Annotated in this window: 27 protein-coding genes; 13 read left to right on the top strand and 14 right to left on the bottom strand. The window is 62.6% G+C overall.

Annotation, left to right across the window (positions count from 1 at the left end):
* Nucleotides 1–26 precede the first annotated feature (26 nt).
* The gene (gene mfd, locus ROSMUCSMR3_RS03485; protein ID WP_081506466.1) at nucleotides 27–3,479 is read left to right on the top strand and encodes a transcription-repair coupling factor; all 3,453 of its coding nucleotides are present in this window, start codon (nucleotides 27–29) and stop codon (nucleotides 3,477–3,479) included.
* Nucleotides 3,480–3,564: 85 nt separating this feature from the next.
* Here the strand turns inward: mfd and ROSMUCSMR3_RS03480 are convergent, their stop codons facing one another.
* Nucleotides 3,565–4,458 carry a fructose bisphosphate aldolase gene (locus ROSMUCSMR3_RS03480; protein ID WP_081506465.1) on the bottom strand — a complete coding sequence of 298 codons (894 nt, stop codon included), beginning with the start codon at nucleotides 4,456–4,458 and terminating at the stop codon, nucleotides 3,565–3,567.
* A gap of 101 nt (nucleotides 4,459–4,559) precedes the next feature.
* Nucleotides 4,560–5,744 (bottom strand): phosphoglycerate kinase, encoded by a 1,185-nt coding sequence (locus ROSMUCSMR3_RS03475; RefSeq protein WP_008282388.1) that lies wholly within the window; start codon nucleotides 5,742–5,744, stop codon nucleotides 4,560–4,562.
* A 126-nt stretch (nucleotides 5,745–5,870) separates the two neighbouring features.
* Here ROSMUCSMR3_RS03475 and ROSMUCSMR3_RS03470 point away from each other — a divergent pair, with 126 nt between their 5' ends.
* The 4 genes from ROSMUCSMR3_RS03470 to ROSMUCSMR3_RS03455 all read left to right on the top strand — a co-directional run bounded on the left by ROSMUCSMR3_RS03470 (nucleotide 5,871) and on the right by ROSMUCSMR3_RS03455 (nucleotide 9,380).
* Complete coding sequence (locus tag ROSMUCSMR3_RS03470) at nucleotides 5,871–6,377, top strand: peptidylprolyl isomerase (protein WP_081506464.1); 507 nt, start codon at nucleotides 5,871–5,873, stop codon at nucleotides 6,375–6,377.
* Nucleotides 6,370–6,918, top strand: coding sequence for a peptidylprolyl isomerase (locus tag ROSMUCSMR3_RS03465; RefSeq protein WP_081506463.1), 549 nt, complete (start codon nucleotides 6,370–6,372; stop codon nucleotides 6,916–6,918). Before ROSMUCSMR3_RS03470 ends, ROSMUCSMR3_RS03465 begins: the two co-directional genes overlap by 8 nt.
* A gap of 2 nt (nucleotides 6,919–6,920) precedes the next feature.
* Nucleotides 6,921–7,622: a DUF4336 domain-containing protein gene (locus ROSMUCSMR3_RS03460; RefSeq protein ID WP_081506462.1), complete on the top strand. Its 702-nt coding sequence runs from the start codon at nucleotides 6,921–6,923 to the stop codon at nucleotides 7,620–7,622.
* Nucleotides 7,623–8,090: 468 nt separating this feature from the next.
* The gene (locus tag ROSMUCSMR3_RS03455) at nucleotides 8,091–9,380 is read left to right on the top strand and encodes a DEAD/DEAH box helicase (protein ID WP_008282384.1); all 1,290 of its coding nucleotides are present in this window, start codon (nucleotides 8,091–8,093) and stop codon (nucleotides 9,378–9,380) included.
* A gap of 36 nt (nucleotides 9,381–9,416) precedes the next feature.
* Here the strand turns inward: ROSMUCSMR3_RS03455 and ROSMUCSMR3_RS03450 are convergent, their stop codons facing one another.
* From ROSMUCSMR3_RS03450 to ROSMUCSMR3_RS03440, 3 genes are read right to left on the bottom strand one after another with little or no spacing between them, the layout of a single operon-like run.
* Nucleotides 9,417–10,838: a protein adenylyltransferase SelO gene (locus ROSMUCSMR3_RS03450; RefSeq protein ID WP_081506461.1), complete on the bottom strand. Its 1,422-nt coding sequence runs from the start codon at nucleotides 10,836–10,838 to the stop codon at nucleotides 9,417–9,419.
* Nucleotides 10,839–10,869: 31 nt separating this feature from the next.
* Entirely contained in the window at nucleotides 10,870–11,316 is a 447-nt protein-coding gene (locus tag ROSMUCSMR3_RS03445; protein WP_081506460.1) for a GNAT family N-acetyltransferase, read from the bottom strand.
* Nucleotides 11,313–12,254 (bottom strand): nucleoside hydrolase, encoded by a 942-nt coding sequence (locus ROSMUCSMR3_RS03440; protein ID WP_081506459.1) that lies wholly within the window; start codon nucleotides 12,252–12,254, stop codon nucleotides 11,313–11,315. The genes ROSMUCSMR3_RS03445 and ROSMUCSMR3_RS03440 overlap by 4 nt, the downstream gene beginning before the upstream one ends.
* Nucleotides 12,255–12,573: 319 nt before the next feature.
* Here ROSMUCSMR3_RS03440 and ihfB point away from each other — a divergent pair, with 319 nt between their 5' ends.
* From ihfB to trpB, 6 genes are all read left to right on the top strand, one after another.
* Entirely contained in the window at nucleotides 12,574–12,855 is a 282-nt protein-coding gene (gene ihfB, locus ROSMUCSMR3_RS03430) for an integration host factor subunit beta (protein ID WP_008282380.1), read from the top strand.
* Between the two features lie 3 nt (nucleotides 12,856–12,858).
* Nucleotides 12,859–13,209 (top strand): lipopolysaccharide assembly protein LapA domain-containing protein, encoded by a 351-nt coding sequence (locus ROSMUCSMR3_RS03425; RefSeq protein ID WP_037269371.1) that lies wholly within the window; start codon nucleotides 12,859–12,861, stop codon nucleotides 13,207–13,209.
* Nucleotides 13,210–13,218: 9 nt separating this feature from the next.
* Complete coding sequence (locus ROSMUCSMR3_RS03420; RefSeq protein WP_081506457.1) at nucleotides 13,219–13,866, top strand: phosphoribosylanthranilate isomerase; 648 nt, start codon at nucleotides 13,219–13,221, stop codon at nucleotides 13,864–13,866.
* Nucleotides 13,850–14,308, top strand: coding sequence for a GNAT family N-acetyltransferase (locus ROSMUCSMR3_RS03415; protein ID WP_081506456.1), 459 nt, complete (start codon nucleotides 13,850–13,852; stop codon nucleotides 14,306–14,308). The genes ROSMUCSMR3_RS03420 and ROSMUCSMR3_RS03415 overlap by 17 nt, the downstream gene beginning before the upstream one ends.
* Before the next feature lie 64 nt (nucleotides 14,309–14,372).
* Nucleotides 14,373–15,002, top strand: coding sequence for a class I SAM-dependent DNA methyltransferase (locus ROSMUCSMR3_RS03410; RefSeq protein WP_081506455.1), 630 nt, complete (start codon nucleotides 14,373–14,375; stop codon nucleotides 15,000–15,002).
* Nucleotides 15,003–15,082: 80 nt separating this feature from the next.
* Nucleotides 15,083–16,306 carry a tryptophan synthase subunit beta gene (gene trpB / locus ROSMUCSMR3_RS03405; protein ID WP_008282375.1) on the top strand — a complete coding sequence of 408 codons (1,224 nt, stop codon included), beginning with the start codon at nucleotides 15,083–15,085 and terminating at the stop codon, nucleotides 16,304–16,306.
* 11 nt (nucleotides 16,307–16,317) lie between these two features.
* Here the strand turns inward: trpB and ROSMUCSMR3_RS03400 are convergent, their stop codons facing one another.
* From ROSMUCSMR3_RS03400 to mazG, 3 genes are all read right to left on the bottom strand, one after another.
* Nucleotides 16,318–16,713, bottom strand: a complete 396-nt coding sequence (locus tag ROSMUCSMR3_RS03400) for a carboxymuconolactone decarboxylase family protein (RefSeq protein WP_081506454.1) — start codon at nucleotides 16,711–16,713, stop codon at nucleotides 16,318–16,320.
* Between the two features lie 3 nt (nucleotides 16,714–16,716).
* A complete protein-coding gene (locus ROSMUCSMR3_RS03395) occupies nucleotides 16,717–17,097 on the bottom strand; it encodes a DUF2237 family protein (protein WP_081506453.1) in 381 nt (126 codons plus the stop codon).
* Between the two features lie 74 nt (nucleotides 17,098–17,171).
* Entirely contained in the window at nucleotides 17,172–17,987 is an 816-nt protein-coding gene (gene mazG / locus ROSMUCSMR3_RS03390; protein ID WP_081506452.1) for a nucleoside triphosphate pyrophosphohydrolase, read from the bottom strand.
* A gap of 62 nt (nucleotides 17,988–18,049) precedes the next feature.
* Between mazG and ROSMUCSMR3_RS03385 the strand changes: the two genes are divergently transcribed.
* Nucleotides 18,050–19,213 carry a M20 aminoacylase family protein gene (locus tag ROSMUCSMR3_RS03385; RefSeq protein ID WP_081506451.1) on the top strand — a complete coding sequence of 388 codons (1,164 nt, stop codon included), beginning with the start codon at nucleotides 18,050–18,052 and terminating at the stop codon, nucleotides 19,211–19,213.
* Between the two features lie 9 nt (nucleotides 19,214–19,222).
* On the top strand, nucleotides 19,223–20,188 hold the full coding sequence (gene speB, locus ROSMUCSMR3_RS03380) for an agmatinase (RefSeq protein ID WP_081506450.1): 966 nt from the start codon (nucleotides 19,223–19,225) through the stop codon (nucleotides 20,186–20,188).
* Nucleotides 20,189–20,226: 38 nt separating this feature from the next.
* Here the strand turns inward: speB and grxD are convergent, their stop codons facing one another.
* The 6 genes from grxD to ROSMUCSMR3_RS03350 all read right to left on the bottom strand — a co-directional run bounded on the left by grxD (nucleotide 20,227) and on the right by ROSMUCSMR3_RS03350 (nucleotide 26,790).
* Complete coding sequence (gene grxD / locus ROSMUCSMR3_RS03375; protein WP_008282368.1) at nucleotides 20,227–20,589, bottom strand: Grx4 family monothiol glutaredoxin; 363 nt, start codon at nucleotides 20,587–20,589, stop codon at nucleotides 20,227–20,229.
* 8 nt (nucleotides 20,590–20,597) lie between these two features.
* Nucleotides 20,598–20,828, bottom strand: coding sequence for a hypothetical protein (locus ROSMUCSMR3_RS03370; protein WP_008282367.1), 231 nt, complete (start codon nucleotides 20,826–20,828; stop codon nucleotides 20,598–20,600).
* A 4-nt stretch (nucleotides 20,829–20,832) separates the two neighbouring features.
* Nucleotides 20,833–21,069, bottom strand: coding sequence for a BolA/IbaG family iron-sulfur metabolism protein (locus ROSMUCSMR3_RS03365; protein ID WP_008282366.1), 237 nt, complete (start codon nucleotides 21,067–21,069; stop codon nucleotides 20,833–20,835).
* A 193-nt stretch (nucleotides 21,070–21,262) separates the two neighbouring features.
* Entirely contained in the window at nucleotides 21,263–23,428 is a 2,166-nt protein-coding gene (gene purL / locus ROSMUCSMR3_RS03360; protein ID WP_081506449.1) for a phosphoribosylformylglycinamidine synthase subunit PurL, read from the bottom strand.
* A 179-nt stretch (nucleotides 23,429–23,607) separates the two neighbouring features.
* Nucleotides 23,608–24,141: a phosphoribosylglycinamide synthetase gene (locus ROSMUCSMR3_RS03355; protein ID WP_237183532.1), complete on the bottom strand. Its 534-nt coding sequence runs from the start codon at nucleotides 24,139–24,141 to the stop codon at nucleotides 23,608–23,610.
* Between the two features lie 171 nt (nucleotides 24,142–24,312).
* Nucleotides 24,313–26,790, bottom strand: coding sequence for a penicillin acylase family protein (locus ROSMUCSMR3_RS03350; protein WP_081506447.1), 2,478 nt, complete (start codon nucleotides 26,788–26,790; stop codon nucleotides 24,313–24,315).
* Nucleotides 26,791–26,820: the final 30 nt, after the last annotated feature.

The raw sequence follows: 26,820 nt of genomic DNA, 5'->3' as shown, positions 1-26,820 counted from the left end.
GACGGCGCGCAAGATGCAGGAAGATCATGACCAAGGCGCAACATATCACCGTGGGCGGCGCGCCCGAAGGCTTTGACGCGACGCTCATTCTGGCTGAGGTTGCCAAGACCGGCGCGCCGGTGCTGCATGTGGCACGCGATGACAAGCGGATGGCGGCGATGCAGGCTGCATTGCGCTTTTTCGCACCAGATATGCCGGTGATTACCTTTCCGGGCTGGGATTGCCTGCCCTATGATCGCGTGTCGCCCAATGCCGAGATCAGCGCCACGCGGATGGCGACGCTGGCGGGGCTGGCGCATGGGGGGCCGTCGCAGTTCGTTCTATTGACCACGCTCAATGCCGCGACACAGCGGGTGCCTGCGCGCGAGGTGTTGCGCGGTGCGGCCTTTGTGGCCGCAGTGGGCGAGCGCATTGATGAAAAGGCATTGCGGGATTTTCTGGTGCGGATGGGGTTCACGCAGGCACCCACCGTCACGGAGCCGGGGGATTATGCGCTGCGTGGCGGCATCATCGACATCTACCCGCCGGGTGAGGGCGGACCGGTGCGGCTTGATCTTTTTGGTGATGTGCTGGACGGGGTGCGCGGGTTTGATCCGGGCACGCAGCGCACGACCGAAAAATTGGACCGAGTAGAGCTGGCCCCGGTCTCTGAGGTTATTCTCGACGAGGAAGCGATCCGCCGCTTTCGTCAGAATTACCGGATCGAATTTGGCGCTGCGGGCACCGATGATCCGCTCTATGAGGCGGTGAGTGCCGGGCGCAAACATGCCGGGGTCGAGCATTGGTTGCCATTCTTTCACGAGCGGCTGGAGGGGCTTTTTGACTATCTGCCGCAGGCGACGATCACGCTGGATGAGCAGGTGACGCCGCAGCGGTTGGCGCGTTGGGAGAGTATCGCGGATCAGTATGAGACCCGGCATCTGGCGCTGAGCCAGAAATCGCGCGGTGACACGGTGTATAAGCCGGTGCAGCCGGGGCTGCTCTATTTCGACGATGCCGCGTGGACGGCGGCGGTGGCCGAACGGCGCGTGTTGCAATTCGCGGCGCTGCCGCAGGCGACCGGGCCGGGGGTGATCGACGCAGGCGGGCGCATCGGGCGCAATTTCGCACCGGAGCGGCAGCAGGAAAACATCAACCTCTTCAGTGCGTTGAAGGATCATATTCGCGCGAAACTCGACCGTGCGCCGGTTTTGGTGGCCTCCTATTCCGCAGGCGCGCGCGAGCGGCTTGAGGGCCTCTTGGAAGACGAGGGGTTGATTGGCGCTGTCGGGGTGAGCAGCGCCAAGGGCATTGGCAAGCATGGGCTGCATTTGGCGGTTTGGCCGCTTGAGAGCGGGTTTGACGCGCCGGGGCTGACGGTGATTTCCGAACAGGATGTGCTGGGCGAGCGGTTGATCCGCGCGCCGCGCCGGCGACGGGCCGAGAATTTCCTGACCGAGGCGCAGAGCCTGAGTGTTGGCGATCTGGTGGTGCATGTCGACCACGGTATCGGGCGGTATCTGGGGCTTGAGGTGGTCACCGCCGCCGGGGCCGCGCATGAATGCCTCGTGCTGGAATATGCCGAAAGCTCCAAGCTGTATCTGCCGGTCGAGAATATCGAGCTCTTGTCGAAATACGGCCATGAAGAGGGCCTGCTTGACCGTCTGGGCGGCGGCGCGTGGCAGGCCAAGAAGGCGCGGCTTAAAGAGCGTATCCGCGAGATGGCGGATCGTCTGATCCGGGTGGCGGCCGAACGGGCGCTGCGCAGCGCGCCGGTGATCGAGCCGGAACATCACGCCTGGGAGGCCTTTGCCGCGCGGTTCCCCTATCAAGAGACCGACGATCAGTTGCATGCGATCGAGGATGTGTTGAACGATCTGGGATCGGGCGCGCCGATGGATCGGTTGATCTGTGGCGATGTGGGTTTTGGCAAGACCGAGGTGGCGATGCGCGCGGCCTTTGTTGCCGCGATGTCGGGGCTACAGGTGGCGGTGATTGCGCCCACCACATTGCTTGCGCGGCAGCATTATCAGGAATTTGCGTCACGGTTCCGCGGCTTTCCGGTCAATGTGCGGCCCTTGTCGCGGTTTGTGTCGGCGGGAGAGGCGGCCAAGACCCGCGATGCCATGGCGCGCGGCGAGGCGGATATTGTCGTGGGCACCCATGCCCTCTTGGCCAAGGGCATCCGGTTCAAGAACCTTGGGCTCTTGATCATTGACGAGGAACAGCGCTTTGGCGTGGCGCATAAGGAGCGGTTGAAGCAGTTGCGTTCGGATGTGCATGTGCTGACGCTGACCGCGACGCCGATTCCGCGCACGCTGCAACTGTCGCTGTCGGGGGTGCGCGACCTGTCGATCATCAGCACGCCGCCCGTCGACCGTTTGTCGATCCGCACCTATGTGAGCGAGTTTGACAGTGTGACCGTGCGCGAGGCGCTGTTGCGCGAGCATTATCGCGGGGGGCAGTCGTTCTATGTGGTGCCGCGCATCAGTGATCTGCCCGAGATCGAGGATTTCCTGAAAACGCAGGTGCCCGAGGTGAGCTATGTCATCGCCCATGGGCAGATGGCGGCGGGGGAACTCGACGAGCGGATGAACGCGTTTTACGACGGCAAATACGATGTGCTGCTGGCGACGACGATTGTTGAATCTGGCCTCGATATTCCCACGGCCAATACGATGATCATCCACCGCGCCGATATGTTTGGCCTGAGCCAGCTCTATCAGATCCGGGGTCGGGTGGGGCGCTCCAAGACGCGCGCCTATGCCTATCTGACAACCAAGCCGCGCCTGCCGCTGACGCCGGGGGCGGAAAAGCGGCTGCGGGTTCTGGGCAGTCTCGACACATTGGGGGCCGGGTTTACGCTCGCCTCACAGGATCTCGATATTCGCGGGGCGGGCAATCTGCTGGGCGAGGAACAATCCGGGCAGATGCGCGATGTCGGCTATGAACTCTATCAATCCATGCTGGAAGAGGCGATTGCCAAGATCAAATCCGGCCAGATGGAGGGGCTGTCGGAGGCTGATGAGCAATGGGCACCGCAGATCAATCTGGGCGTGCCGGTGCTGATCCCCGAGGAGTATGTGCCCGATCTCGACGTGCGTCTGGGGCTTTATCGCCGCTTGAGCGGGTTGGAGACCAAGGTGGAGTTGGAAGGCTTTGCCGCTGAACTTATTGACCGGTTCGGCAAGCTGCCGCGCGAGGTGAACATGCTGATGCTGGTGGTGCGGATCAAGGCGATGTGCAAACGCGCTGGCATTGCCAAGCTTGATGGCGGGCCGAAAGGGGCCACGATCCAGTTTCACAACGACAAGTTCGCCTCGCCGCAGGGCTTGGTTGAATTCATCAATGACGAGCGGGGTTTGGCCAAGGTGCGCGACAACAAGATCGTGGTGCGCCGCGACTGGAAAGGCGAGAGCGACCGGATCAAGGGGGCCTTTGGCATTGCGCGCGATTTGGCGGAGAAGGTCGTGGCCGAGGCCAAGCGCGCCAAGGGGTGAGGGCGGGGTGGGGGCGCTGCCCCCGTCCCGGATTTTATCCGGGACTCCCCCGAGGTATTTTTGGCCAGATGAAAGGCGCGGGCGATCAGCCCGCGATGGAGGCCCGGTAGATGTCGTCGATGGATTTCGCGATGGTGGCGTTGAATTCGGCGTCTGATTGCTGGGCCGAGAGACCTTCGGTCAGGGCGCGGCTGAAGCTCGCGATGACGCCGCGATTTTGCGCCAGACGCGCGTTGGCCTCTTCCCGGCTATAGCCGCCCGAGAGCGCCACGACGCGCAGCACGCGGGGGTGGTTGACGAGGCTTTCGTAAAGGTTTGCGGTTTCGGGCAGGGTGAGTTTGAGCATCACCTCTTGATCGGCGGGCAGCGCGTCAAGCTGCGCGAGGATGGCGGCGCGCAGGAGGGTTTCGGCCTCGGCCTTGTCGGCAATTGAGATGGTCACTTCGGGTTCGATGATCGGCACGAGGCCGTGGCCCAGAATTTGCTGTCCGACCTCGAATTGCTGGGCGACCGCCGCTGCAATGCCGGTGGGATTGGCCGCGTCGATCACCGAGCGCATTTTGGTGCCGAAAATCCCCGCCTTGACCGCGCGCTCCAAGAGCGGATCGAGATCGGGCATGGGTTTCATCAGCTTGACGCCATCGGTGTCACCGGCCAACCCCTTGTCGACCTTGAGAAAGGGGACGACGCCGCGCTCTTGCCAGAGGAAGGCGGGCGAGGGTTTGCCGCCGATGTCGCGGTCCATGGTCATTTCGAACAGGATCGCGCCCAGAACCTTGTCGCCGGTAAACTCCGGGGCCTGAGCGATGCGTGCGCGCATGGCGTGCACCAGATCGAACATTTCCGCCTCGGAGGTATAGGCGCTTTCCTCGATGCCGTAGAGGCGCAGGGCCTTGGGGGTGGAGCCGCCGGATTGGTCGAGAGCGGCGATAAAGCCCTGACCTGCGCGGAGTTTGTTGGCCTGTTCGGTCTTGGTCATATGGGACACCCCTGAAGGACTACACGGTTTCGCGCCCTCATAGGCGAGGGGCGCGGGCTGTGCAATCGTGGTGGCGCTAACAGGTGGTGGGCGGGTGGCACTCAGGCCTTGAGTGCTGCAACGCCAGGCAGATCCTTGCCTTCCATCCATTCCAGAAAGGCACCACCTGCGGTCGAGATATAGGTGAAATCCTCGGCGGCACCGGATTTATTGAGGGCGGCCACGGTATCGCCACCGCCTGCGACGGAGATGAGCTTGCCCGCCCGGCTGAGTTGGGCGGCATGGGAGGCGGCGGCATTGGTGGCGGTATCGAAGGGGGCGATTTCAAAGGCACCCAGCGGGCCGTTCCAGATCAGCGTTTTGGCGGCATCGAGCGTGGCGATGATGCGCGCCACGGCCTGAGGGCCTGCGTCAAGGATCATGGCGTCGGGCGGGCAGGCATGGGCGCCCACTACCTCATGCGGGGCACCGGCGGCAAAGTCGCGTGCGACGACCACATCGGCGGGCAGAACGATCTTGCAGCCTGCATCCCCTGCCTTGAGCATGATCTCGCGGGCGGTGGCGGTCATGTCATGTTCGCAGAGCGATTTGCCCACATCGAGCCCCATAGCGGCGAGAAAGGTATTGGCCATGCCGCCGCCGATGATGAGGCTGTCCACCTTTGCCACGAGATTGCCCAAGAGGTCGAGCTTGGTCGAGACCTTGGCCCCGCCGACGACGGCCACGACAGGGCGTTTGGGCGTGCCAAGAGCCGCCTCGAGCGCCTGCAATTCGGCCTGCATCAGGCGGCCTGCGCAAGACGGAAGATGCCGCGCCAAGCCTTCGGTTGAGGCATGGGCGCGGTGGGCGGCGGAAAAGGCATCGTTGCAGTAGATGTCGCCCAGTTGTGCCAGACGCGCGGCAAAGGCGGGATCATTCGCTTCTTCGCCGGGGTGAAAGCGGATGTTTTCGAGAAGCAGCACATCAGAGGCGAGCGCCTCATCGGTCAGGTTCTCGGCGCCTTCCAGCGTTTCGATCAGCCGCACCTTGCGGCCCAAGGCGGCCTCGAGCGCGGGCACGGTCACGCGCAGCGACATGTCGAGCACGACCTTGCCCTTGGGCCGTCCGAAATGCGCGAGAAGGATCGGGCGTCCGCCCTTGGCGAGAATGTCGGTGACGGTGGGCGCGATACGGTCGATGCGGGTCGCGTCTGTCACAAGGCCATTCTCGACCGGGACATTGATATCAACGCGCACCAGCACGCGCTTGCCGGTCAGATCGATGTCGTCAAGGGTTTTCCAGCTCATGCCTCAGGCCTCCCGAAATCTGGTCGCGCTTCTATTGGCGCGGGTCTTTGCCAGCGTCAACCTCTGTGCTTGGCAATCGTGTGGGAACCGCCTAGGTATCATGGCATATTTACCAAGGAGAGCCCCATGGCCGAGATCAAGGACCCCGAAAACACCATTCTGATGGAGCTGAAGGGTGGCACTGTCACCATCGAGCTTTTGCCCGCTATCGCACCGGGCCATTGCGAGCGGATGAAGGAATTGGCCCGTGCCGGGCATTATGACAACGTGGCCTTTCACCGCGTGATCGACGGGTTCATGGCGCAGACCGGCGACGTGGAACATGGCAATATGGAAAAAGACTATCAGCCGCGCCGGGCGGGCACCGGGGGCAGCACGCTGCCCGATCTCAAGGCCGAGTTTTCCAAGATCCCGCATGATCGCGGCACGTTGGGGGCGGCGCGCAGCCAGAACCCGAATTCGGCGAACAGCCAGTTCTTTATCAATTTCAGCGACAACCATTTCCTGAATGGTCAATACACGGTCTATGGCCGCGTGATCGCGGGCATGGAGCATGTCGATGCCATCACGCGCGGCGAGCCGCCGGCGAACCCGGACCGGATGATCAGCGTCAAGGTGGCCGCAGATGTATAAGATTGTTGTCGCACTTAGCCTGCTGGCGGGTCCGGCGCTGGCGACGGGGCTGGAAATCGAGATTGCGGGCGAGGCCAATGGCACTGTCAAGATCGACCTCTATGAGGATATCGCGCCGGGGCATGTGGAACAGATCACCGCGCTCGCCTCTGAGGGGGCCTATGATGGGGTCGTGTTTCACCGGGTGATCGAAGGATTCATGGCGCAGACTGGCGACGTGCAGTTTGGCAAGCTCGAGGGTGGTGATATGGGCCGCGCGGGGATGGGGGGCAGTGAGCGCCCCGACCTCAAGGCTGAATTCTCGAACGAGCGATTCTTGCGCGGGGTGGTGGGCATGGCGCGCAGCCAAGACCCCAACAGCGGCAATAGCCAGTTCTTCATCATGTTTGATGCGGGTGAGTTCCTGAACGGGCAATATACCGTGGTTGGTCAAGTCACTGAGGGCCTTGAGATCGTGGATGCGATCAAGCGCGGCACCGGGCCCAATGGGGCCGTGGTCGGGCAACCGGATGTGATGACACGCGTCACAGTGACCGACTAGGCATGACGGCTGCCCCCACCTTCACTTCGGAGTCTCTTGCTAAGGGGGTCTGGGGTATTGTGGGGGCCGCAGTGCCGTGGCGCGGCGGCGTTTCGATGCCGCTGCGAACAGTTGTGATTGAATTGCCCTCGGGCGACTTATGGATCCATGCGCCGGTGCCGCTGTCGGATGATTTGCGGGCTTGGCTGGCAGAGCGGGGCCGTGTGGCGCATATCGTTGTGCCACAGGCGCCCGTTTTGGCGCATCTGCCCGCGTGGCAGGCGGCCTATCCGTCAGCGCGGATCTGGCGCGGGGCCGAGGTGGCAACCGCCACTTGGGCGCGTGAGATCAAGCCGCTTGTGCTGGAAGGTGCGCAAACCGAGGTGGCGTTTTTACATCAGGCCAGCCGCTCTGCGATCCTGTCACGGCTGATCATGGCGGTAGAGACCGCGCCGTTGCCGGTGTGGATGCGCCCGCTGATCTGGCTTGCCGGGATTGACGACAGTGATGGCAAACCGCCTATGGGGCTTGCGCAACGTTTGGGCGGGCGCAAGGCGGTCGGGGATCTGGTGGAGCAGATGCTGGATTGGGGGCCAGAGCGGCTGATCCTGACACATGGGCGATGCTACACGCGGGACGCCAGCGGAGAGATCAAGCGCGCGTTTCGCCGGTTGATGCGCGACCGGTTGTGGGACCGCGCGCTGAGCGAGGCACGGCGGGGCTGAGACCCGGTTTCAGGCGCGTGGGGTGGGCTGGTTTGACACCTGCGATATGTGCATCTTGGGCTGTGACCGATGCTAGGACAGGCGGCGCTTGCCCCGCTTTCTTGGTTTGCTGACAACCCTCATGTTGATTGCCTCTCTGGCCCATGCCGATCCTTGGTCGTGGCGGTGCGGTAGGCAAAAGGCGACGCTGTGCTTGACTTCTGCGTGCTGCACCGCCATATGCACGTCAACCGACATTTCCTGCCGCGTGAGCAGCACTGCCTGAAACAGGCGTATCTTATGAAATGTCGCGGATGATCCCAAAATCACGCGTGGGGCCAAACACCTGTCAGAGTGCAGGGGGCATGCGGCCCCTTGGCTGCGGGCGGGTGCAACCACGACGACCGGGCGGTGTGAATCACTGCCTGTGACGGGCTGCGGGATGTCCTCGCGCCCCTGAAAGGATACGACTTGAACCTATTTGACGAAATGGGCCTGCCTGCTGCATTGGTGCGCAAGCTGGCCAACGAAGGCATCACCGAACCGACCCCGATCCAGACCCATGCGATCCCGCATGCGCTGAACGGGTTTGATGTTCTGGGCCTTGCGCAGACCGGCACCGGCAAGACCATGGCCTTTGGCCTGCCTCTGATTACGGCGTTGATGCAGGCACCGGGCAAGCCCGCGCCCAAGACCATCCGCAGCCTGATCCTTGCACCGACGCGGGAATTGGCCAGCCAGATCCGTGACGCGCTGTTGCCGCTGGTCAAGGACAGCCCGATCAAGATCAATCTTGTGGTGGGGGGGGCCTCGATCAATCCGCAGATCAAGCGGTTGGAGCAGGGCACTGATATTCTGGTGGCGACGCCGGGGCGGTTGCTTGACCTTATTGACCGGCGCGCGGTGCGTCTGGATGCGGCGCATTTCCTTGTGCTCGATGAGGCCGATCAGATGCTTGATCTGGGCTTTATCCATGCGCTGCGCCGGATTGCGGGGCTTTTGGCGGCGGAGCGTCAGACGATGCTGTTTTCGGCCACCATGCCCAAGCAGATGGAAGAGTTGGCCGGTAGCTATCTCAAGCATCCCAAGCGGGTGCAGGTCAGCCCGCCGGGCAAGGCCGCTGACAAGGTCACGCAAGAGGTGCATTTTGTTGCCAAGGCCGCCAAGCCCGATCTGCTGATCGAGCTTTTGGCCAAGCACAAAAGCGAATTGGCGTTGGTCTTTGGTCGTACCAAGCACGGCTCGGACAAGTTGGCCAAGCGGTTGGAGCAGGCCGGTTACAGCGTGGCGGCAATCCATGGTAACAAGAGCCAAGGCCAGCGCGAGCGCGCGCTCAAGTCGTTCCGTGACGGGCATGTCAAAATCCTTGTGGCGACCGATGTGGCGGCGCGGGGTCTGGATATTCCGGATGTCAAACACGTCTATAATTACGAATTGCCGAATGTGCCTGACAACTATGTTCACCGGATCGGACGGACCGCGCGGGCGGGCCGGGACGGGGCGGCGATTGCATTCTGCGCGCCCGACGAGATGGGCGAGTTGAAGGATATTCAAAAGGTTCTGGGCACGACGATTCCCGTTGCCTCGGGCCGTCCGTGGGAAGTGCTGCCTGATCCGAAGTCGCCCAAGCCCGCCACGGGGCGGGGTGGTCCGCGGCGTCGCACAGGCGGCGGTGGCGGATTTTCCGGCGGTGGCCAGCAGGGCAAGCCGGGCGCGGGCGGTGGTCGTCGGCGCAAGCCCGGTGGCGGCGGTGGCGGCGCGCGGTCGAACGCAGCCTGATCAAGACAAGAACGCCGGGGCATGCCCCGGCGTTTTTCATGTGCCGCAGAAGGTATTTTCCACCACCTCTGACGGGGTAGGCGGGCGTTTGAGATCGGCGGCATCAGGCTGATCTATGTAGGGGCGCGCCAAAACGTCGAGCAGCCGCTCGAAGGGGGCGTAATCGCCGGCAACGGCGGCCTCGATCATTTGTTCGACCCGGTGATTGCGGGGGATGAAGGCCGGGTTGGCGGCGCGCATCACCGCCTCTGGATCGGCCTCTTGCGCGATACGGGCGCGCCAGAGCGGCTCCCATGTGTCAAAGGTGGCGCGGTCGAGAAACTGATCGCGTGCGGTGCCGTCGATGAGGCCCCGGAAGGTATTGGTGAAATCCGCCCGCCCCTCGACCATGCGCGCCAGCAGGTCAGCGATAAGCGGGGCATCCTGTGCTGTCGCCTCGGCAAGGCCGATCTTGCGACCAAAGGCGCGGCGCCATTCGACCTCGATCTGGTCGGGCATGGCATGCACAAGGGCGGTGAAATCCTCGATCGCCTCGTCCTGATCGGGCATGAGCGGCACCAGAGCTGTAGCCAGTTGCGCCATGTTCCAGACGATCACATGCGCCTGATTGTCATAGGCATAGCGCCCGCGCGCATCAATCGAGCTGAACACGGTCTGCGGATGATAGGTATCCATAAAGGCGCAGGGGCCATAGTCGATCGTCTCGCCGGAAATTGCCGTGTTGTCGGTGTTCATCACCCCGTGGATAAACCCGATCGAGAGCCAGCCCGCCACAAGGCGCGCCTGCGCGCGGATCACCTCGGCCAAGAGATGCGCGGGGCTTTCGACATGGGGGTAATGGCGGGCCACCGTGTAGTCATAGAGCGTGCGCAGCCCGTCAAGATCGCGCCGGGCGGCGAAAAACTGGAATGTGCCAACGCGCAGATGGCTGGAGGCCACGCGCGTGAGCACGGCGCCGGGTAGGCCGCCCGCCTCGCGGTAGACTTGTTCGCCGGTTTCAACGGCGGCGAGGGCGCGGGTGGTGGGCAGGCCAAGGGCGTGCATCGCCTCGGACACCACATATTCGCGCAGCACCGGGCCAAGCCACGCGCGCCCGTCCCCCATCCGGCTATAGGGGGTGGGGCCAGAGCCTTTGAGCTGAATGTCGCGGCGCTGACCGTTGCGGTCGATCACCTCACCCAAGAGCAGCGCGCGCCCGTCGCCCAGTTGCGGCGAGAAGCCGCCAAACTGATGCCCGGCATAGACCTGCGCCAAAGGGGTGGCACCCTCGGGCACCTGATTGCCGGAAAACACGTCGGCAAGTTCGGGGTCTGGGACCTCTGCGATGCCCAGTTCGGCGGCCAAATCCCGGTTGAACCGGATGAGGCGGGGGGCGCGCACATGCAGGGCTGTCTGACGGGTGTAAAACCGCGCAGGAAGATCAGCATAGCTGTTTTGAAACGGGATCACGAGAGTCATGAGGTTTACCTAGGGTCAAGCAGGCGAAAGTCTAGAGCGCACAGGTCATGAGGCTGTAGGCGTCGCGTGGTTCGAAACGCAGCTTGCGATAAAGCGCGCGCGCCTTGTCATTGTCGCGCCGCACTTCAAGGTGCAGCGCCTTTAATCCGGCACCGGCCAGGGCCTTGGGCAGGCTGATCATCACTTCCGAGCCGATGCCGCGCCCGCGCACGCTGGGCCGGATGTAGAATTCATCAACATATCCATCGAGTCCGCCGAATTCGACCGACCAGCCAAAGCTGATGACGATATAGCCGATTGGCGCACGCCCCGGTCCGATGAGGTAGGTCACGCCATGCGGGCTGCCTTCGAGCATGGGCAAAAGTGCGGCGCGGCGGGTGGCCTCGGACTGGGCGATGCCGGTCTCTTGGTGAAAGGCGGCGACCAGAGACAAGAGCCGGTCCAGATCATCGGGCCGGGCGAGGGTTAGGGCGGTCATAGGCGCGCGAGCCTTTCAGTGAGCAGGTCAAAGAAGGCCTGCGCGTTGATATCGTGAACAAAGGTGGCATTGGCGGGGCGACCGGTGACAGCCCACCAATCCACCACGGTCATGCCCATGGTCAATTCCGAGTGCGTCTCGATTTCCACATTGACGTGGCGGGCGGTAAAAAGATCGGGGCGCAAGAGCCAGCCAATCGTGCAGGGATCATGCAGCGGTGCACCATCCGCGCCGTGGCGTTCGGGGCGGTAGCGTTCATAAAACCCGGTCAGTGCGCCGACAGCCTCGCCCACCGGGGTTCCGATGGCGCGAAAGGCGGCGTTGCGGGCGGGGGTGACCAATGCCTGATGCGTGACATCGAGTGGCAGCAGGGTCAGTAGCACGCCAGAGGCGAGCACGCAGGCGGCAGCCTCGGGGTCGACATGGATGTTGAATTCTGCCGCCGGGGTCACATTGCCATGCGCGGCATGGGCCCCGCCCATAAGCACAATCTCTTGTACGCGCGCGACGATGTCGGGCGCGCGCTGAAAGGCGGTGGCGATATTGGTCAGCGGGCCGATAGGCACCAGCGTGACCGTGCCGGCGGGGCGCGCGCGCAGGGTGTCGATAAGGAAATCGACAGCGTGCTGGTCCTGAAGCGGCATGGTCGGTTCGGGCAGGTCGGGGCCATCAAGACCAGAGCGGCCATGCACATGCTCTGCGGTCACGAGAGCGCGGCCAAGGGGCCGGTCGCATCCGGCAAAGACCGCAAGATCGGGGCGGCCCGCCAGTTCGCAGATTTTGCGCGCGTTGCGCGTGGTCAGATCCAGCGGCACGTTGCCTGCCACGCAGGTCAGGCCAAGCACGTCGAACGCCTCGGGACAGGCCAAGGCAAAGAGGATCGCCACCGCGTCATCCTGACCGGGATCGGTGTCGATGATGATCTGTCGTGCCGTCATACCTGTCCTCGCGGTGCCCGGCGCACCATGGGGCGGATGTGGCGAAATGTCCACCAGTGGTGTCGTGCGAACGCTTAAGGTTGCCGATCCGAATCAAGGGCTGCGTGATCCCGATGCCGCGGCGCAGCATCTGGGCGGGGCTAAGGATGTGTTGCCGCCCAATGGGCGTTGGGCACAAAAATCGCCCATGCTCAGCAAAAAACCGCATAGATTTCCGTCTCTTGCCCCGGCTTTCTGTTTGGGTTTCGCGGCATTCTGGCTATAGTCCCCTGCAACTGCCACAAAGTTACAAACAATAAGGCCGGGGGAGAGACCACCGATGATCCGATCGGAACTGATTCAAAAAATCGCTGACGAGAACCCGCATCTTTATCAGCGCGACGTCGAGCGTATCGTCAACACCATCTTCAACGAGATCACCGATGCGCTGGCCGAGGGCAACCGCGTCGAGTTGCGCGGCTTTGGTGCGTTCTCGGTGAAAAAGCGGGATGCGCGCACAGGTCGCAATCCACGCACCGGTGAAAGCGTGCATGTTGAAGAGAAAAACGTGCCCTTCTTCAAGACCGGCAAGCTCTTGCGTGACCGGCTCAACGGAAAGTAATCCATGCGCTATATCCGCTATGCTTCGATTGCCATTTTCGCCCTTGCGCTGGTGCTCATTGCGCTGGCCAATCGCGGGGTCGTGACCCTGCGGGTGTTGCCCGATGAATTGGCGGGGTTTGCCGCGCTCAATCCGACCTATGATCTGCCGCTTTTCATCGTGATCTTTGGCGGCATTCTGATGGGTTTGATTGTCGGGTTCATCTGGGAATGGATTCGTGAGGCGGGCGAACGGGCGGCGGCGGCACGGCAGGCGCGCGAACTGGCAAGCCTGCGAGCCGAGATCAAGCGGCTTAAGGGTGAGCGGCATCAGGGCAAGGATGAGGTTCTGGCGCTGTTGGATCAGGCGAGTTAACCTGAGCGCATGGCGAGAGATATTCGTGTCAAGATTTGCGGTCTGACCGCCGCTGCTGACGTGTCGGCGGCGGTCGAGGCGGGTGCGGCCTATGTCGGGTTCGTATTCTTCGAGAAATCACCGCGGAATGTGGGGCTGATGCAGGCGCGGGCGCTTGCCTTGGGCGTGCCGCCGGGAGTGGCCAAGGTGGCGCTGACGGTCGATGCCGATAACGCCACGCTTGATGCGCTGACGGATCAGGTGCCGCTCGATTTCCTGCAATTGCATGGGGAAGAGAGCCCCGCGCGGGTATCCCAGATCAAAGCACGCTATGGCCTGCCGGTGATCAAGGCGATTGGGATCGCCGAAGCTGCGGATCTGGCGCAGATTGACGCGTATAGCGGTGTGGCCGATCAGCTTTTGATCGACGCCAAGCCCCCACCGGGGGCGACAAGACCGGGCGGCAATGCGCTGGCCTTTGACTGGGGTTTGATCGCGGAGCGCGACTGGGCGTTGCCATGGCTTTTGGCGGGGGGGCTGAACCCGGACAATGTGGCCCTGGCGGTGGCGCGCACGGGCGCGCGGCAACTTGATGTCTCAAGCGGGGTCGAGGCTGCGCCGGGGATCAAGGACGCAGGCCTGATCCGCGCGTTTATCCGCAATGCCCAAGGTGCTTGAATTCCGCGAGGCGCGTCGTGATGAGGTTGCGCAGGTGGTTGCGCTTTTGCGCGACGATGTGCTGGGGCAGGGGCGGGAACTGGGGGATATGTCCGAGTATCTGACCGCCTTTGACGCCATGCAGGCCGAGGGCAACAATCACCTCATTGTGGGCGTTGACGCGCAGGGCGCGGTGCTGGCCACCTATCAAATCACGATGATCAGCGGGCTATCGCTTTTGGCGGTGCGGCGGGCGCAGGTGGAAAGCGTGCGGATTGCAAGGCATCTTCGGGGGCAGGGATTGGGGCATCTCATGTTTGCGGATGTCGAGGCGCGCGCGCGTGCCGCCGGATGCCGGTTGATCCAACTGACCATGAATGCGACCCGCACCGAGAGCCGCCGGTTTTACGAGAGCCTTGGTTACAGGGCGTCGCATGTCGGCTTTAAGCGGGCCTTGGATTAGGCGTTCCGGTTGACAGGCCCGAACCCGCGACAGATGCTTTTATAAAGAGCGACAAGAGGCTGCGATGACCCGTGATCCCGAGGATCTGAGCGATGTGTATGGGGCGAAGACGCCCGAGCAATCCCGCGCGATCTATAACGATTGGGCGCTGAGTTATGACGCCGATAATCTGGCGCGGGGGTTTCGGCTTCCGTCGCTGGGGGCGGCGATGTTTGCGCGGTTCATGGGGACGGCTGAGGGGCCTGTTTTGGATGCCGCCTGTGGCACCGGGCTGGTGGGCGAGAGCCTGCGGATTCTGGGCTATGGCCCGATCACCGGCTGTGATCTTTCGCCCGGTATGTTGGCGGCGGCGCAGGCAACAGGGCACTACGCCGATCTGGTCGAGGCGGAGATGGGGAGTGGTCTGCCCTTTGCCGATGACAGGTTTGCAGGCTTTATCTGTGTCGGGGCGTTTGGCCCCGGTCATGCCCCGGCGGAGAGCCTTATTCATCTGGCCCGCGTGACGCGCCCCGGCGGTATTGGGGTGTTCAACCTGCTGGAAGCCACATTGAAGGCGCAGGGGTTTCAATCGGTGCTGGAATCGCTGGTGGACAGTGGCCAGATCCATATCGCGCAGCGGTCAGAGCCGTTCTTGCCCTTTCTTTTGGCCGAGCCGGACCTTTGGTCGCGGCTCTATGTGATCCGCCGCCTTTGAAATTCTGCTTTTCGCTGGAAAATCCCCCGCGCGTCCCATATTCAACCCCAGACTTCCCCGAATGACAAAGGCCCGAGACAATGAACGATCTCTTCAACAGCTTTATGACTGGTCCCGACGAAAAGGGCCGGTTTGGCGATTTCGGCGGGCGGTTTGTGTCGGAAACCCTGATGCCGCTCATTCTGGAACTGGAAGAGCAGTATGAGCACGCCAAGACCGATCCATCGTTCTGGGACGAGATGCACGATCTGTGGACGCATTACGTGGGCCGCCCGTCGCCGCTCTATTATGCGGACCGTCTGACGCAGCATTTTGGCGGGGCCAAGATTTATCTCAAGCGGGATGAGTTGAACCACACGGGCGCGCATAAGATCAACAATGTGCTGGGGCAGATCATCCTTGCCCGCCGTATGGGCAAAAAGCGGATCATCGCGGAAACGGGGGCCGGTCAGCATGGGGTTGCCACGGCGACCGTCTGCGCCAAGTTCGGGCTGCAATGCGTGGTCTATATGGGCGCGCATGATGTCGAGCGTCAGGCGCCCAATGTGTTCCGGATGCGTTTGCTTGGCGCGGAGGTGGTGCCGGTCACGTCTGGTCGCGGCACGCTCAAGGACGCGATGAACGACGCGCTGCGCGATTGGGTCACGAATGTGCGTGACACGTTCTATTGCATCGGCACCGTGGCCGGGCCGCATCCCTATCCGGCGATGGTGCGCGATTTCCAATCGATCATCGGCAAGGAAACCAAAGAGCAGATGCAGGCCGCCGAAGGGCGTCTGCCGGATACGCTGGTGGCGGCGATTGGCGGCGGGTCAAATGCGATGGGGCTGTTTTACCCGTTCCTTGACGATCCAACGGTAAATATCATCGGGGTCGAGGCCGGGGGCCATGGCGTTGACGACCGGATGGAGCATTGCGCGTCGCTGACGGGCGGGCGGCCCGGCGTGTTGCATGGCAACCGCACCTATCTTTTGCAGGATGCCGATGGGCAGATCCTTGAGGGGCATTCCATCTCGGCCGGTCTTGATTATCCGGGGATCGGTCCCGAGCATAGCTGGCTGCATGAAACGGGGCGCGCCAAATATGTCTCGATCACGGATGTCGAGGCGCTGGAGGCGTTCCAGCTTTGCTGTGCGCAAGAGGGGATTATTCCCGCGCTGGAACCAAGCCATGCCTTGGCCCATGTGATGAAAATCGCGCCGACCCTGCCCAAGGATCATCTTTTGGTGATGAATATGTGTGGGCGCGGCGACAAGGATATCTTTACCGTCGCCAAGCATCTGGGATTTGACATGAAGATCTGAGGCGTTGCGCGTCAGACCTTGAACACCTCATCCACCGGCACCTGAAGAGCGGTGGCGAGGGCGTTGGTTTGCGATGCCATGCCGATGACGGAGAGCAACTCACCGTGCTGTGCGGGGGTCATGCCCTTGGCGCGGGCCGCTGCGGTGTGGGAATGGGCGCAGTATTCGCAGCCATTGGTCACCGACACGGCGATATAGATCAGTTCCTTGGTCAGGGGATCAAGGGTGCCGGGGCCCATCACGGATTTGAGCCGCTGCCATGTGGCGCTGAGGAGCGCCGGGTCATGCGCCAGCGCGCGCCAGAAATTGTTGATGAAATCGCTGCCGCGCGTGGCGCGGATGTCGTCGAAGACGGCGCGCACCTCTGGTGTGGCTTCGGCATCGCTGATGAGGGTCACTGTGGCCATGTCTTACCTCTCGAGGGCGGCATGTTGTTGCAGAACCTCGAGCGGAACGATTTCGAGGGCGCGCACATGGGTGGCATCAAGCCGCACCAAAGGCGCGCACCCCTCGTCATGGGCCTGAAGAAAGCGCGCGGCGCAGAGACACCAGTGATCGCCCGGTTTCAGGCCGGGAAACTGAAATTCGGGGTGTGGCGTGCTCAGATCATTGCCGACATATTTGGAAAAGGCCAGAAACTCTGCGGTCATCTGGGCGCAGACCGTGTGGCTGCCGTGATCCTCGGCGCAGGTGTTGCAATGACCATCCCGGAAAAAGCCGGTGAGCGGCTTGGTTGAACAGGGTTCCAGCGCCTCGCCCAGAACATTGCGGGCCTCATCCATGATCGACATTGCTTTGGTCCTTTCGCTGTTGGTCTGAGAGTGGCGGGTTTTGCGCGTGCTTACAAGCGGTTGTCAGCGTGCGTTCACTGGCGTTCTTCGGCCTTGGCCTGATCCCAGAGCGTGTCCATTTCGGCCAGATCCGACTCGACCGGGCGTTTGCCGCGTTCGGCCAAGAGCGCCTCGATCCGCTCGAATCGCCGGGTGAATTTGGCATTGGCGCGGCGCAGGGCGGTTTCGGGGCAAACCTTCATGTGCCGGGCGAGATTGGCCATGACAAACAGAAGATCGCCGAACTCCTCTTCCACCGCGTCTTGGGTCAGTTCGGTTGCGGCTTCGTGCAACTCTTCAACTTCTTCGCGTATCTTGTTGAGAACATGAGAGGAGTCGGGCCAATCAAAGCCCACCCGCGCGGCGCGTTTTTGCAGTTTGACCGCGCGCAGGAGCGCAGGCAGGCCAAGGGCCACACCGTCAAGCGTGCCGGTCTTGGCCTCGGCGGCGCGTTCGGCGGCTTTGACCACCTCCCAATCGCGGGTCTGTTGCTCGGCGGTCTTGTCGCGGCTTTCGGTGCCGAACACATGCGGATGGCGCGCGACCATCTTGTCAGAGATGGCGTTGGCCACGTCCTGCACATCAAACAGGCCTTGGTCCTGGGCAATCTGGGAATGAAACACGACCTGCAAGAGCAAGTCGCCCAATTCGCCGCGCAGCTCTTGCCAGTTCTGCTGCTCGATGGCGTCGGCCACCTCATAGGCTTCTTCGATGGTGTAGGGGGCGATGCTGGCGAAATCCTGTTCGATGTCCCAAGGACAGCCGGTATCGGGATCGCGCAGCCGCGCCATGATGGCGATGAGGCGGGGCAAGCCCCCGTCGGGATCGTGGATGAGCGTATCGTCAGGCATTGCGGCGGCCTCGTCTTTGGGGTTGAGTGGACCCTGACGCGAGAAAGAAGGGATGTCCAGAGATGGCCGTGATCAATCGAATTGCCGGGTTTTCCGAGGAAATGACGGCGTGGCGGCGGCATCTGCATGCGCATCCCGAGTTGGGCTTTGATTGCCATGAAACAGCGGGTTTTGTGGTCGCGCGCTTGCGCGAGTTCGGCATTACCCAGATCGAAACCGGGGTGGCGACCAGTGGTGTGGTCGCGGTGATCGACGGGCGGGGTGATGGCCCCACGATCGGGTTGCGGGCTGATATGGACGCGCTGCCGATGACCGAGATTACCGGGCTAGAGTATGCCAGCCAAACCCCCGGCAAAATGCATGCCTGCGGCCATGACGGGCATACGACCATGTTGCTGGGGGCCGCCAAATATCTGGCGGAGACGCGGAATTTTGCAGGGCGTGTGGTGCTGCTGTTTCAACCGGCAGAAGAGGGGCCGGGCGGCGGGCGCATCATGGTCGAAGAGGGCGCATTGAGCCGCTACGGGGTGGAGCAGGTCTATGCGCTGCACACGCTGCCCGGCGCGCCCGCTGGCACGTTCGAGACCACGCCGGGGCCGATCATGGCGGCGGTGGATACGCTGCATATCGACGTGATCGGGCGGGGTGGGCATGGGGCGATGCCGCATGAATGCCTGGACCCAGTGGTGGCGGCGGTGGCCATCGTGCAGGCGATTCAGACCATTGTCAGCCGCAACCGCAACCCGCTGGATGATCTGGTAATCTCGGTGACGCAGATTCATACCGGCACGGTTGATAACGTGATCCCCGAGACCGCCTATATCAACGCCACGATCCGAACCTTCACGCCCGAAGTGCAGGAAATGGTGCATCGACGGCTGCGCGAAGTGGCGTTGGGGACGGCGGCGGCGCATGGGGTGCGGGCCGAGGTGCGGATCGAGCTTGGCTATCCCGCCACCTATAATGATGCCGACAAGACCGCCTTTGCCGCAGAGGTAGCGCGCGAGGTGGTGGGCGCGGATGCTGTCATCGCGGACCGCCCACGCGAGATGGGGGCCGAGGATTTTTCCTATATGCTGCAAGAGCGCCCCGGGTCGTATCTGTTTCTTGGGCAGGGCGAGGGGCCGGGCTTGCATCATCCGGGGTTCAATTTCAATGATGCGGTGGCGCCGGTTGGGGCCTCGTTTTTCGCGCGGCTGGTCGAGCGCGCGCAACCTGTGAGCTGAGGGAAAGCCATGGCACTGGAAGATGCGAAGAAGCAGGTGGATCAGGCGTTCACCCGCGCGGAGTTGCGGGGGGCAAGTTATGAGAACACCTTTGGTGGGGCGCTGTCCTTTGCGCGGAGGCGCTATAGCAAGGACTTGAGCGGCGTGGATGTGGCGATCACCGGGGTGCCGTTTGATCAATCCGTGACCAACCGGACCGGCACCCGCATGGGGCCGCGTGCGGTGCGTGAGGCGAGCGCATTGCAGGTCTATGATCCGCCCTATGGCTGGGATGGCTATGATCCGCTGTCCCATCTCAGCATTGTGGATTACGGGGATTTAGCCTTTGATTACGCGCATGTATCGGCCTTTCCTAAGGCATTGCATGAGCATGCCAAGGGTATCTTGGAGGCTGGGGCCGCCTGTTTTGCCATCGGGGGCGATCACTATATCACACTGCCGCTGTTGCAGGCGCATGCGGAAAAATATGGGCCGCTGGCGGTGGTGCATTTCGATGCCCATTCCGACACATGGGCGGATGACGATCTGACGCGCATTGACCATGGCACGATGATGTACAAGGCGGTGAAGCAAGGGTTTGTGGATGTGGCGCGCTCGGTGCAGGTGGGCATTCGCACCACCAATCCCGACACAATGGGCTTTACCACGCTTGATGCGCGGCAGGTGCATCTGGAGGGGCCGGTGGAAATCGCGCGCAAGATCAAGGAGATCGTGGGCGATGCGCAGGTTTACATGACCTTTGACATTGACGCGCTTGACCCGGCCTATGCACCCGGCACCGGCACGCCGGTTTGGGGGGGGCTGACCTCGGGGCAGGCGGCGATAATTTTGCGCGATCTGGCAGGGATCAATCTGGTGGGCGGCGATATGGTCGAGGTTTCGCCACCCTATGACACGACGGGGGCCACCGCGATTGCGGGGGCGCATGTGCTGATGGAAATGCTGTGCCTCTGGGGCTGGACCCGGCGCGATTGACGAACCAGGCGGCCGGTCCGTCCGGCCGCCTTGGTCGCTCAGGCGTTGGCTTCGCGGATTTTCTCGGCGGCGTCCTTGTCATAGGACACGCCGGATTTCTCGAAAAGGTCGTCGAGTTCGCCCGAGAGCGTCATCTCGGTGATGATGTCGCAGCCGCCCACGAATTCGCCTTTGACGTAAAGCTGCGGGATGGTGGGCCAGTCGGAATAGTCCTTGATCCCTTGGCGGATGTCCGCATCGTCGAGTACGTTCACATCCTTGAAATCAACGCCCATGTAATTCAGCACGCCCGCCACGCGGGAGGAGAAGCCGCATTGCGGCATGTCCTTGGTGCCCTTCATGTAGAGCACGACATCGGCGGATTTCACGGTCTCTTCAATGCGGGTTTTGGCGTCAGTCATGATATGTCCTATCGGTCTCTTAGGTGGCCTTGGCCGGTGGAGTCGGTCTCTTCAGGGTCATAGCTGGTTTCGGTGTCGCCCAAAAGGGTGACATGGGTGCTGTCGGTTTCTTCGCAATACCCCAAGCCATAAGCTGCGCGCCCATCGCGACGATATCGCAGAATTTCGTGCCACATCGTATAGGCAAAGATGCCAGCGAAGGGCAAAAGCAGCAGAGCGACAAGCAGGCGAGGTTCCATTGCGTCAGGCAGGGGCCTTGGTGGTCAGCGCCAGCGCATGCACGGCCCCGTTGGGCCCATCCATTTTGCCCTTAAGGGCGGCGTAAACGGCGCGTTGCTGTTGCACGCGATTCATGCCGCGAAAGCTCTCGTCGATGACTTCGGCGGCAAAATGCACGCCGTCATCGCCTTCGACGGTGATCTTGGCATTGGGGAGCGCCTGACGGATCAGGGCTTCTAGATCAGAGGCGAGCATGGCCATCGGGGGTCTCCTTGTCAGGTCTTGCCCAAGATGTAGAGCGCCGCCGGGGCGAGTGCAAGGGAGGGTGCAGTGCTGCGCCCGGCTTGCGCGTGATCTGTGGTCCTTCTTGAGCGGGGCGTCAGTTAATGCGCGCCGAAGTTTTGGACCATGATGGGATCAGGCCCATCATGGCCATCGCGCCGCCCTTGGCCCCTTAGCCGAAGGTCGCCCCGAATGTGCCCCGGAAGATATCCGATAGCTCGCTCAGCGCCGCTTCGGATTTGCCCAAGCGCACGGTGTCACCGGTGAAGCGGCCCACGGCGGTGAGGGGCACGCCCGCACGGCCTGCGGCGATCATCAGCGCCTCGGCCTGATCGAAGTTGCAGGCGATGAGATAGCGCGCCTGATCCTCGGCAAAGAGGGTGGCTGTGTCATCGCTGTCGAGGTGGACGCCGACACCCGCCGCTTCGGCCAATTCGAAGGCGGCCAAGGCCAGACCGCCATCGCTGAGGTCGGTGCAGGCCTTGATCAGCGCGTGGTTGGCGCGGATGAAATCGCCATGCCGCTTTTCGGCGGCAAGGTCCACGGGCGGTGCATCGCCTTCGACCCGGTGAAACACCTCGGCCAGCAGCGCGGATTGCCCCAGATGCCCGTGGGTTTCGCCCAAGAGAAGGGCCACATGCCCGTCACGCACCTGTCCGGTGATTGCCGTTTCCGGATCGCGGATGATGCCCACTGCGCCGATGGTGGGGGTGGGCAGGATCGCGGTGCCGTCAGTTTCGTTGTAGAGCGAGACATTGCCCGACACGATGGGCATGTCGAGGGCGGCCACCGCCTCGCCGATGCCTTTGATCGCCCCGACGAATTGGCCCATGATCTCGGGCTTTTCGGGGTTGCCGAAATTGAGGTTGTCGGTGGTGGCAAGCGGGACCGCGCCCAAGGCGGAGAGGTTGCGATAGGCCTCGGCCACCGCCTGTTTGCCGCCCTCAACCGGGTTGGCCTTGACGTAGCGTGGGGTTACGTCGGAGGTGAACGCCAAAAGCTTGTCGGTGCCATGCACGCGGATGAGACCTGCGCCCTGACCGGGGGTGCGGGCGGTGTCGGCCATGACCATGGTGTCATATTGCTCGTAAACCCATTGCCGGGCGCAGTAGTTGATCGAGCCGATCAGCGCCTTGAGGCCGTCAATCGGATCGACGCCGGGCACGGTCGCGGGGTCAAGCGGCGCGGCGGGTGTTGTTTCCACCCATGGCCGGTCATATTCGGGGGCTGAGCCAGAGAGAGTGGCCAATGGCAGGTCGGCCTTGATCTCATTGCCGTGCAGGATCAGGAACCGGTCTTCGGCGATGGTTTCGCCGACGATAGCAAAGTCGAGATCCCATTTCTCGAACACGGCGCGGGCCTCGGCCTCAAGCTCGGGGCGCAGGACCATGAGCATGCGTTCCTGAGATTCGGACAGCATCATCTCATAGGCGGTCATGTTCGCCTCGCGCTGTGGCACGGCGTCGAGGTGCAGTTTGACGCCAAGCCCGCCCTTGTCGCCCATTTCCACCGCAGAGCAGGTGAGGCCCGCGGCGCCCATATCCTGGATCGAGATGACCGCGCCGGTGGCCATCAGTTCGAGACAGGCCTCCATCAGGCGTTTTTCGGTGAACGGGTCGCCCACCTGAACGGTGGGGCGTTTTTCCTCGATGCTGTCGTCGAATTCAGCAGAGGCCATCGTCGCGCCACCGACACCGTCGCGGCCCGTCTTGGCCCCGAGATAGACCACGGGCATACCGACGCCCGAAGCGGCTGAGTAGAAAATCTTGTCTGCGTCCGCCAGACCTGCGGCAAAGGCATTCACAAGGCAGTTGCCGTTATAGGCCGGATCAAACCGCACCTCGCCGCCCGCGCAGGGCACGCCAAAGCAATTGCCATAGCCGCCTACGCCCGCAACCACGCCATGCACAAGCTGGCGGGTCTTGGGGTGTGACGGCATGCCAAAGCTGAGTGAATTCATCGAAGCGATGGGGCGCGCGCCCATGGTGAAGACATCGCGCAGGATACCGCCCACGCCGGTCGCCGCACCCTGATAGGGTTCGATATAGGAGGGGTGATTGTGGCTTTCCATTTTGAACACAACCGCTTGACCGTCGCCGATATCGACCACGCCTGCGTTCTCACCCGGGCCACAGATCACCTGCGGGCCGGTGGTGGGCAGGGTGCGGAGCCATTTCTTGGAGGATTTGTAGGAACAATGCTCGTTCCACATGGCCGAAAAGATGCCCAATTCGGTAAAGGTCGGCTCTCGCCCGATGATCTCGAGGATACGGTCGTATTCCTCGGGCTTGAGGCCATGGGCCGCGACGAGATCGGGGGTGATGGACGGTTCCTGCATCGGGCGGGCTCCTTCGGGGATATGCATGTGCGGGTCTTTAAACCACAGGTGCGGCGGGGGGAAGGGGCGCGTGATCTGGGGGGGCGATTTTGGTATCGGACAGCAAAACGGCCCGGCCTTTACAGGGCCGGGCCGCAGGCGCGCCGGGAGGGAGGAGCGCGCGGTGGAAAGGCAAACGGTTACTGCGTCATCGTCGCGACTTTCTCGGCCACGGCGGTGCGCAACTGCTCGAGGGTCATCGCGTATTCCAAGCCACCGTTTTCGGCAACGCTGAGTGTGCCAGCCTGAAAGCCGATACGCTCCGCCGGAATTTCGGCATCCGCATGCACATCGACGTAGATATAGTGTTCTGCGCTTTCATCGCCTGCGTGCGAGACGACTTCGCCGATCACCTTGTCATCCACAGAGCTGAGCGTGGCCCCTGTTTCGGCCTCGGCCAGAATGTTTTCGACAAGAGTGTCGCTGGCCTTGCGCTGATCCTTGGCGGCCAGATCAAGGTCTGTGGGCGCGTGCAATTCGCCATTGTCGGCGACAGTGGCTGCGGACCAATTGCCCGATGCTGCGCTTTCTACCGTGCCTTGGCTTTCTTCATAGATGGCGTCGACGCCGCTGTTGTCTTGGGCCTGCCGTTCGGTGCCGCCTTCGTCTGCGGCATGGGCGGCGAGGGCTGTGACGCTTGTGAGGGCCGTTGCGAGAGCCAGTTTGCGGAACATCATATCGTCCTCCGTTTCTGCAGGATCCATCCTGCGGTTTGCATCAACGCGCCAAATGCGCGCTTGAGAGATCAACGCAGGAGGTGTGCTGTGGTTCCGAACGGATGGAAAAAATATCTGGGTGAAGGCTGCGCAGGCGGCGAGCCCTGCGCAGTTGTGCTCATGTCGCGATTATTGATCTGTGGGGAGCAGGGTGGTGATACCCACTGAGGCCGCGCGCGCCAGATCAGGATCGAGCGACATCGGGATATACTCGCCGCGCCGCCAGAGTTGCGACAGGTTGTCGTAATAGCGGCTGAGGAAATGCCCTGATTGGCCGGTGGCGATGATAAAGACGCTGCTATCGGGATCGGCAAAGTCATAGACCCCGCGATACCCTGCCCCATGCACGTTGTGGAACGGGTCCGGCCCGTTGCCGCCACGCGTGCGCCCGCGCAGGAGCGTATTGTCGCCGCCCGAGGTGGATTGGCGGATGTTGACGAAATGGCGCAGGAGCGGCACGTCTCCCAGCACTTGATGGTCATGGGTCGCCTGATGCGCGTCGCCCCAACGCAGGCTTTCGAGGGATTGGCCATAGCGCTCGGAAATCCAGATCAGCGCATCGTCGAGCGCCATGCGGGCGGTATCCGTGCAGGTCTCAATCGCCGCTGATTGCTTGACATCGCACCAGTCGGCGGCGCCATCGACATTGCGGAATACCCGTTCAATGAAGATCGGATCAGGGTGGTCAAACTCTCGCGAGAGGGGGCCCAAGTCATCGCGAATGAGCCGGTCCATCAGCGCGCGCATCCACGCGGCGTAAAGCAGCGGCTCGGGCAGATGTTCGTTCATTTCGCCGTTCCAGTCGGCAAGCATGGTGAGCGCGCGTTGGCGCAGGCGTTCGGGCGTGCCTTCGGGGGCGGATTCGCCGGTAAACCACAGATCGGCACCAATCAGAGGCAAAAGCGAGCGGGCGGTAAAGCTGACGGTGTCGAGTTGTGCCTCGATAAAGCTTTCGCGGGTATGCACCTCTCGCCCCTGCATGAGCCTGCGCCAGCGATGGACCCGCTGGGTATCACCCCAGAGGTGGCTCACATGCATGGGAAAGGGGCGATCAACGACCTTGTTGTTGGTATTGCCAAGGATGCCGCCAGAGGGGGCCACGAATTCGGGATTTGCGGCAAAGGGCAGCGTGCCCTGCCAGCGGTTTTCCGGCAGCCAGCCGCGCGCGGGCATCCGCCCCTCGCTCTCATGGCGGGCGTCACGGCGAGGCATTGCCCCGATGGTACGCATGGCGATCGTGCTTTGGTCCACCAGGGTAAGGTTCTGGGAGGGCGCAATATAAAGACGGCTGAGGTCAATCGCGTCCTGCACCGATTGCGCGCGCATCAGGCCGATGGCCGAGGACATGGTTGTATCCTCTGGGCTGAGCGCGGTCCAATTCAGCGCGGCCACATGGCCTGCGGGTGTCACTTCGGCCAGATTGTAGTGGCTGCCGGGCAGGACGGGGCCGTTCTCTGTCCAGCGCAGGGTCAGGGTGACGGGATCGGCATCCTTGATCTCGACGATAGACCGCGTGGTGCGAAACGGTTTCCATCCGTCGGGCGTGCGGTATTGATTGGGATCGTCGGGGTTCAGCTCTTCGATATAGAGGTCCTGATCGTCGAGATAGGACGAGGTGACCGCCCAACCCAGCCGCGCGCTGCGCCCGGTCAGGATGGCCGGTATGCCGGGAATGGTGCCACCGATCACGCCACCGGATGTCAGGTTCAGGCGGGCGAGATACCAGATATTCGGCGCGGAAAAGCCCAGATGCGGGTCATTGGCCAGAAGCGTGCCGCCCGAGGCCGAGCGCGAGGGCGCGGCGGCAAAGGCATTCGAGGCCCCGGCAAAGGCGCGGCGTTTGAAGGGCGAGAGCGGATCACCTCTTTCAGGGGTCGTTTGCGCGATGCGCGACCAAGTGGCACCGGGAAAAAGGGCGGCATATTCCGGCAAGGCCGCGATGCCGCTGCCCGGTGCCAGTGGCATGATATCGGCCAAGCGATCAGGGTTTTCCAGCGCAAGCGCCGCGCGGGCAAAGAGTACTTCGTTTTCCAGATGCGAAGACAGCTGCACGGCCATCAGCTTGATCAGCGCAATGGAATCAGCCGGTTGCCAAGGCGCAATCGGGGCGTTGAAGAGGAATTGTTCGGGGGCGCCGCGCCCCAGAGCCTCGCGGTTGATTTCGTTCAGGCGGGCGTTCACGCCATCGGAATAGGCCTTGAGCGCGGCCAGGGTTTCGGCGTCCTGCACGGCGACAGATTGGCGCGCGAGCGTGTAGAGGTCAAAGCGGCGCATGGTGCTGTCGATCTTGACGGTGCGGGTGCCGAACACCTCTGAGAGCCGCCCTTGCACGGTGCGGCGCATCGTCATCATCTGCCACAGCCGATCCTGTGCATGGGCATAGCCCAATCCAAAGAAGCTGTCGGCATCCGTCTGGCCCAGAATATGGGGCACATTCGCATTGTCGCGCACGATTTCGACCGGGGCGGTGATGCCCGGCACGCTCAGCGTCTTGTCATAGTCGGGCAGAGAGCGCGACAGCAGGAAATAGGCCCCCAACAGCGCCAGAACGGCCAAGAGGATCGCGCCGCCTGCCAGCCGCAATAACCATTTCACCAGCCCTGACATGCCCCGGCACCGCCCTATTTTCCGCTTGCA

Source organism: Roseovarius mucosus, from assembly GCF_002080415.1.
GTDB lineage: Bacteria > Pseudomonadota > Alphaproteobacteria > Rhodobacterales > Rhodobacteraceae > Roseovarius > Roseovarius mucosus_A.
This window is presented reverse-complemented; position numbering and strand designations above follow the sequence as displayed.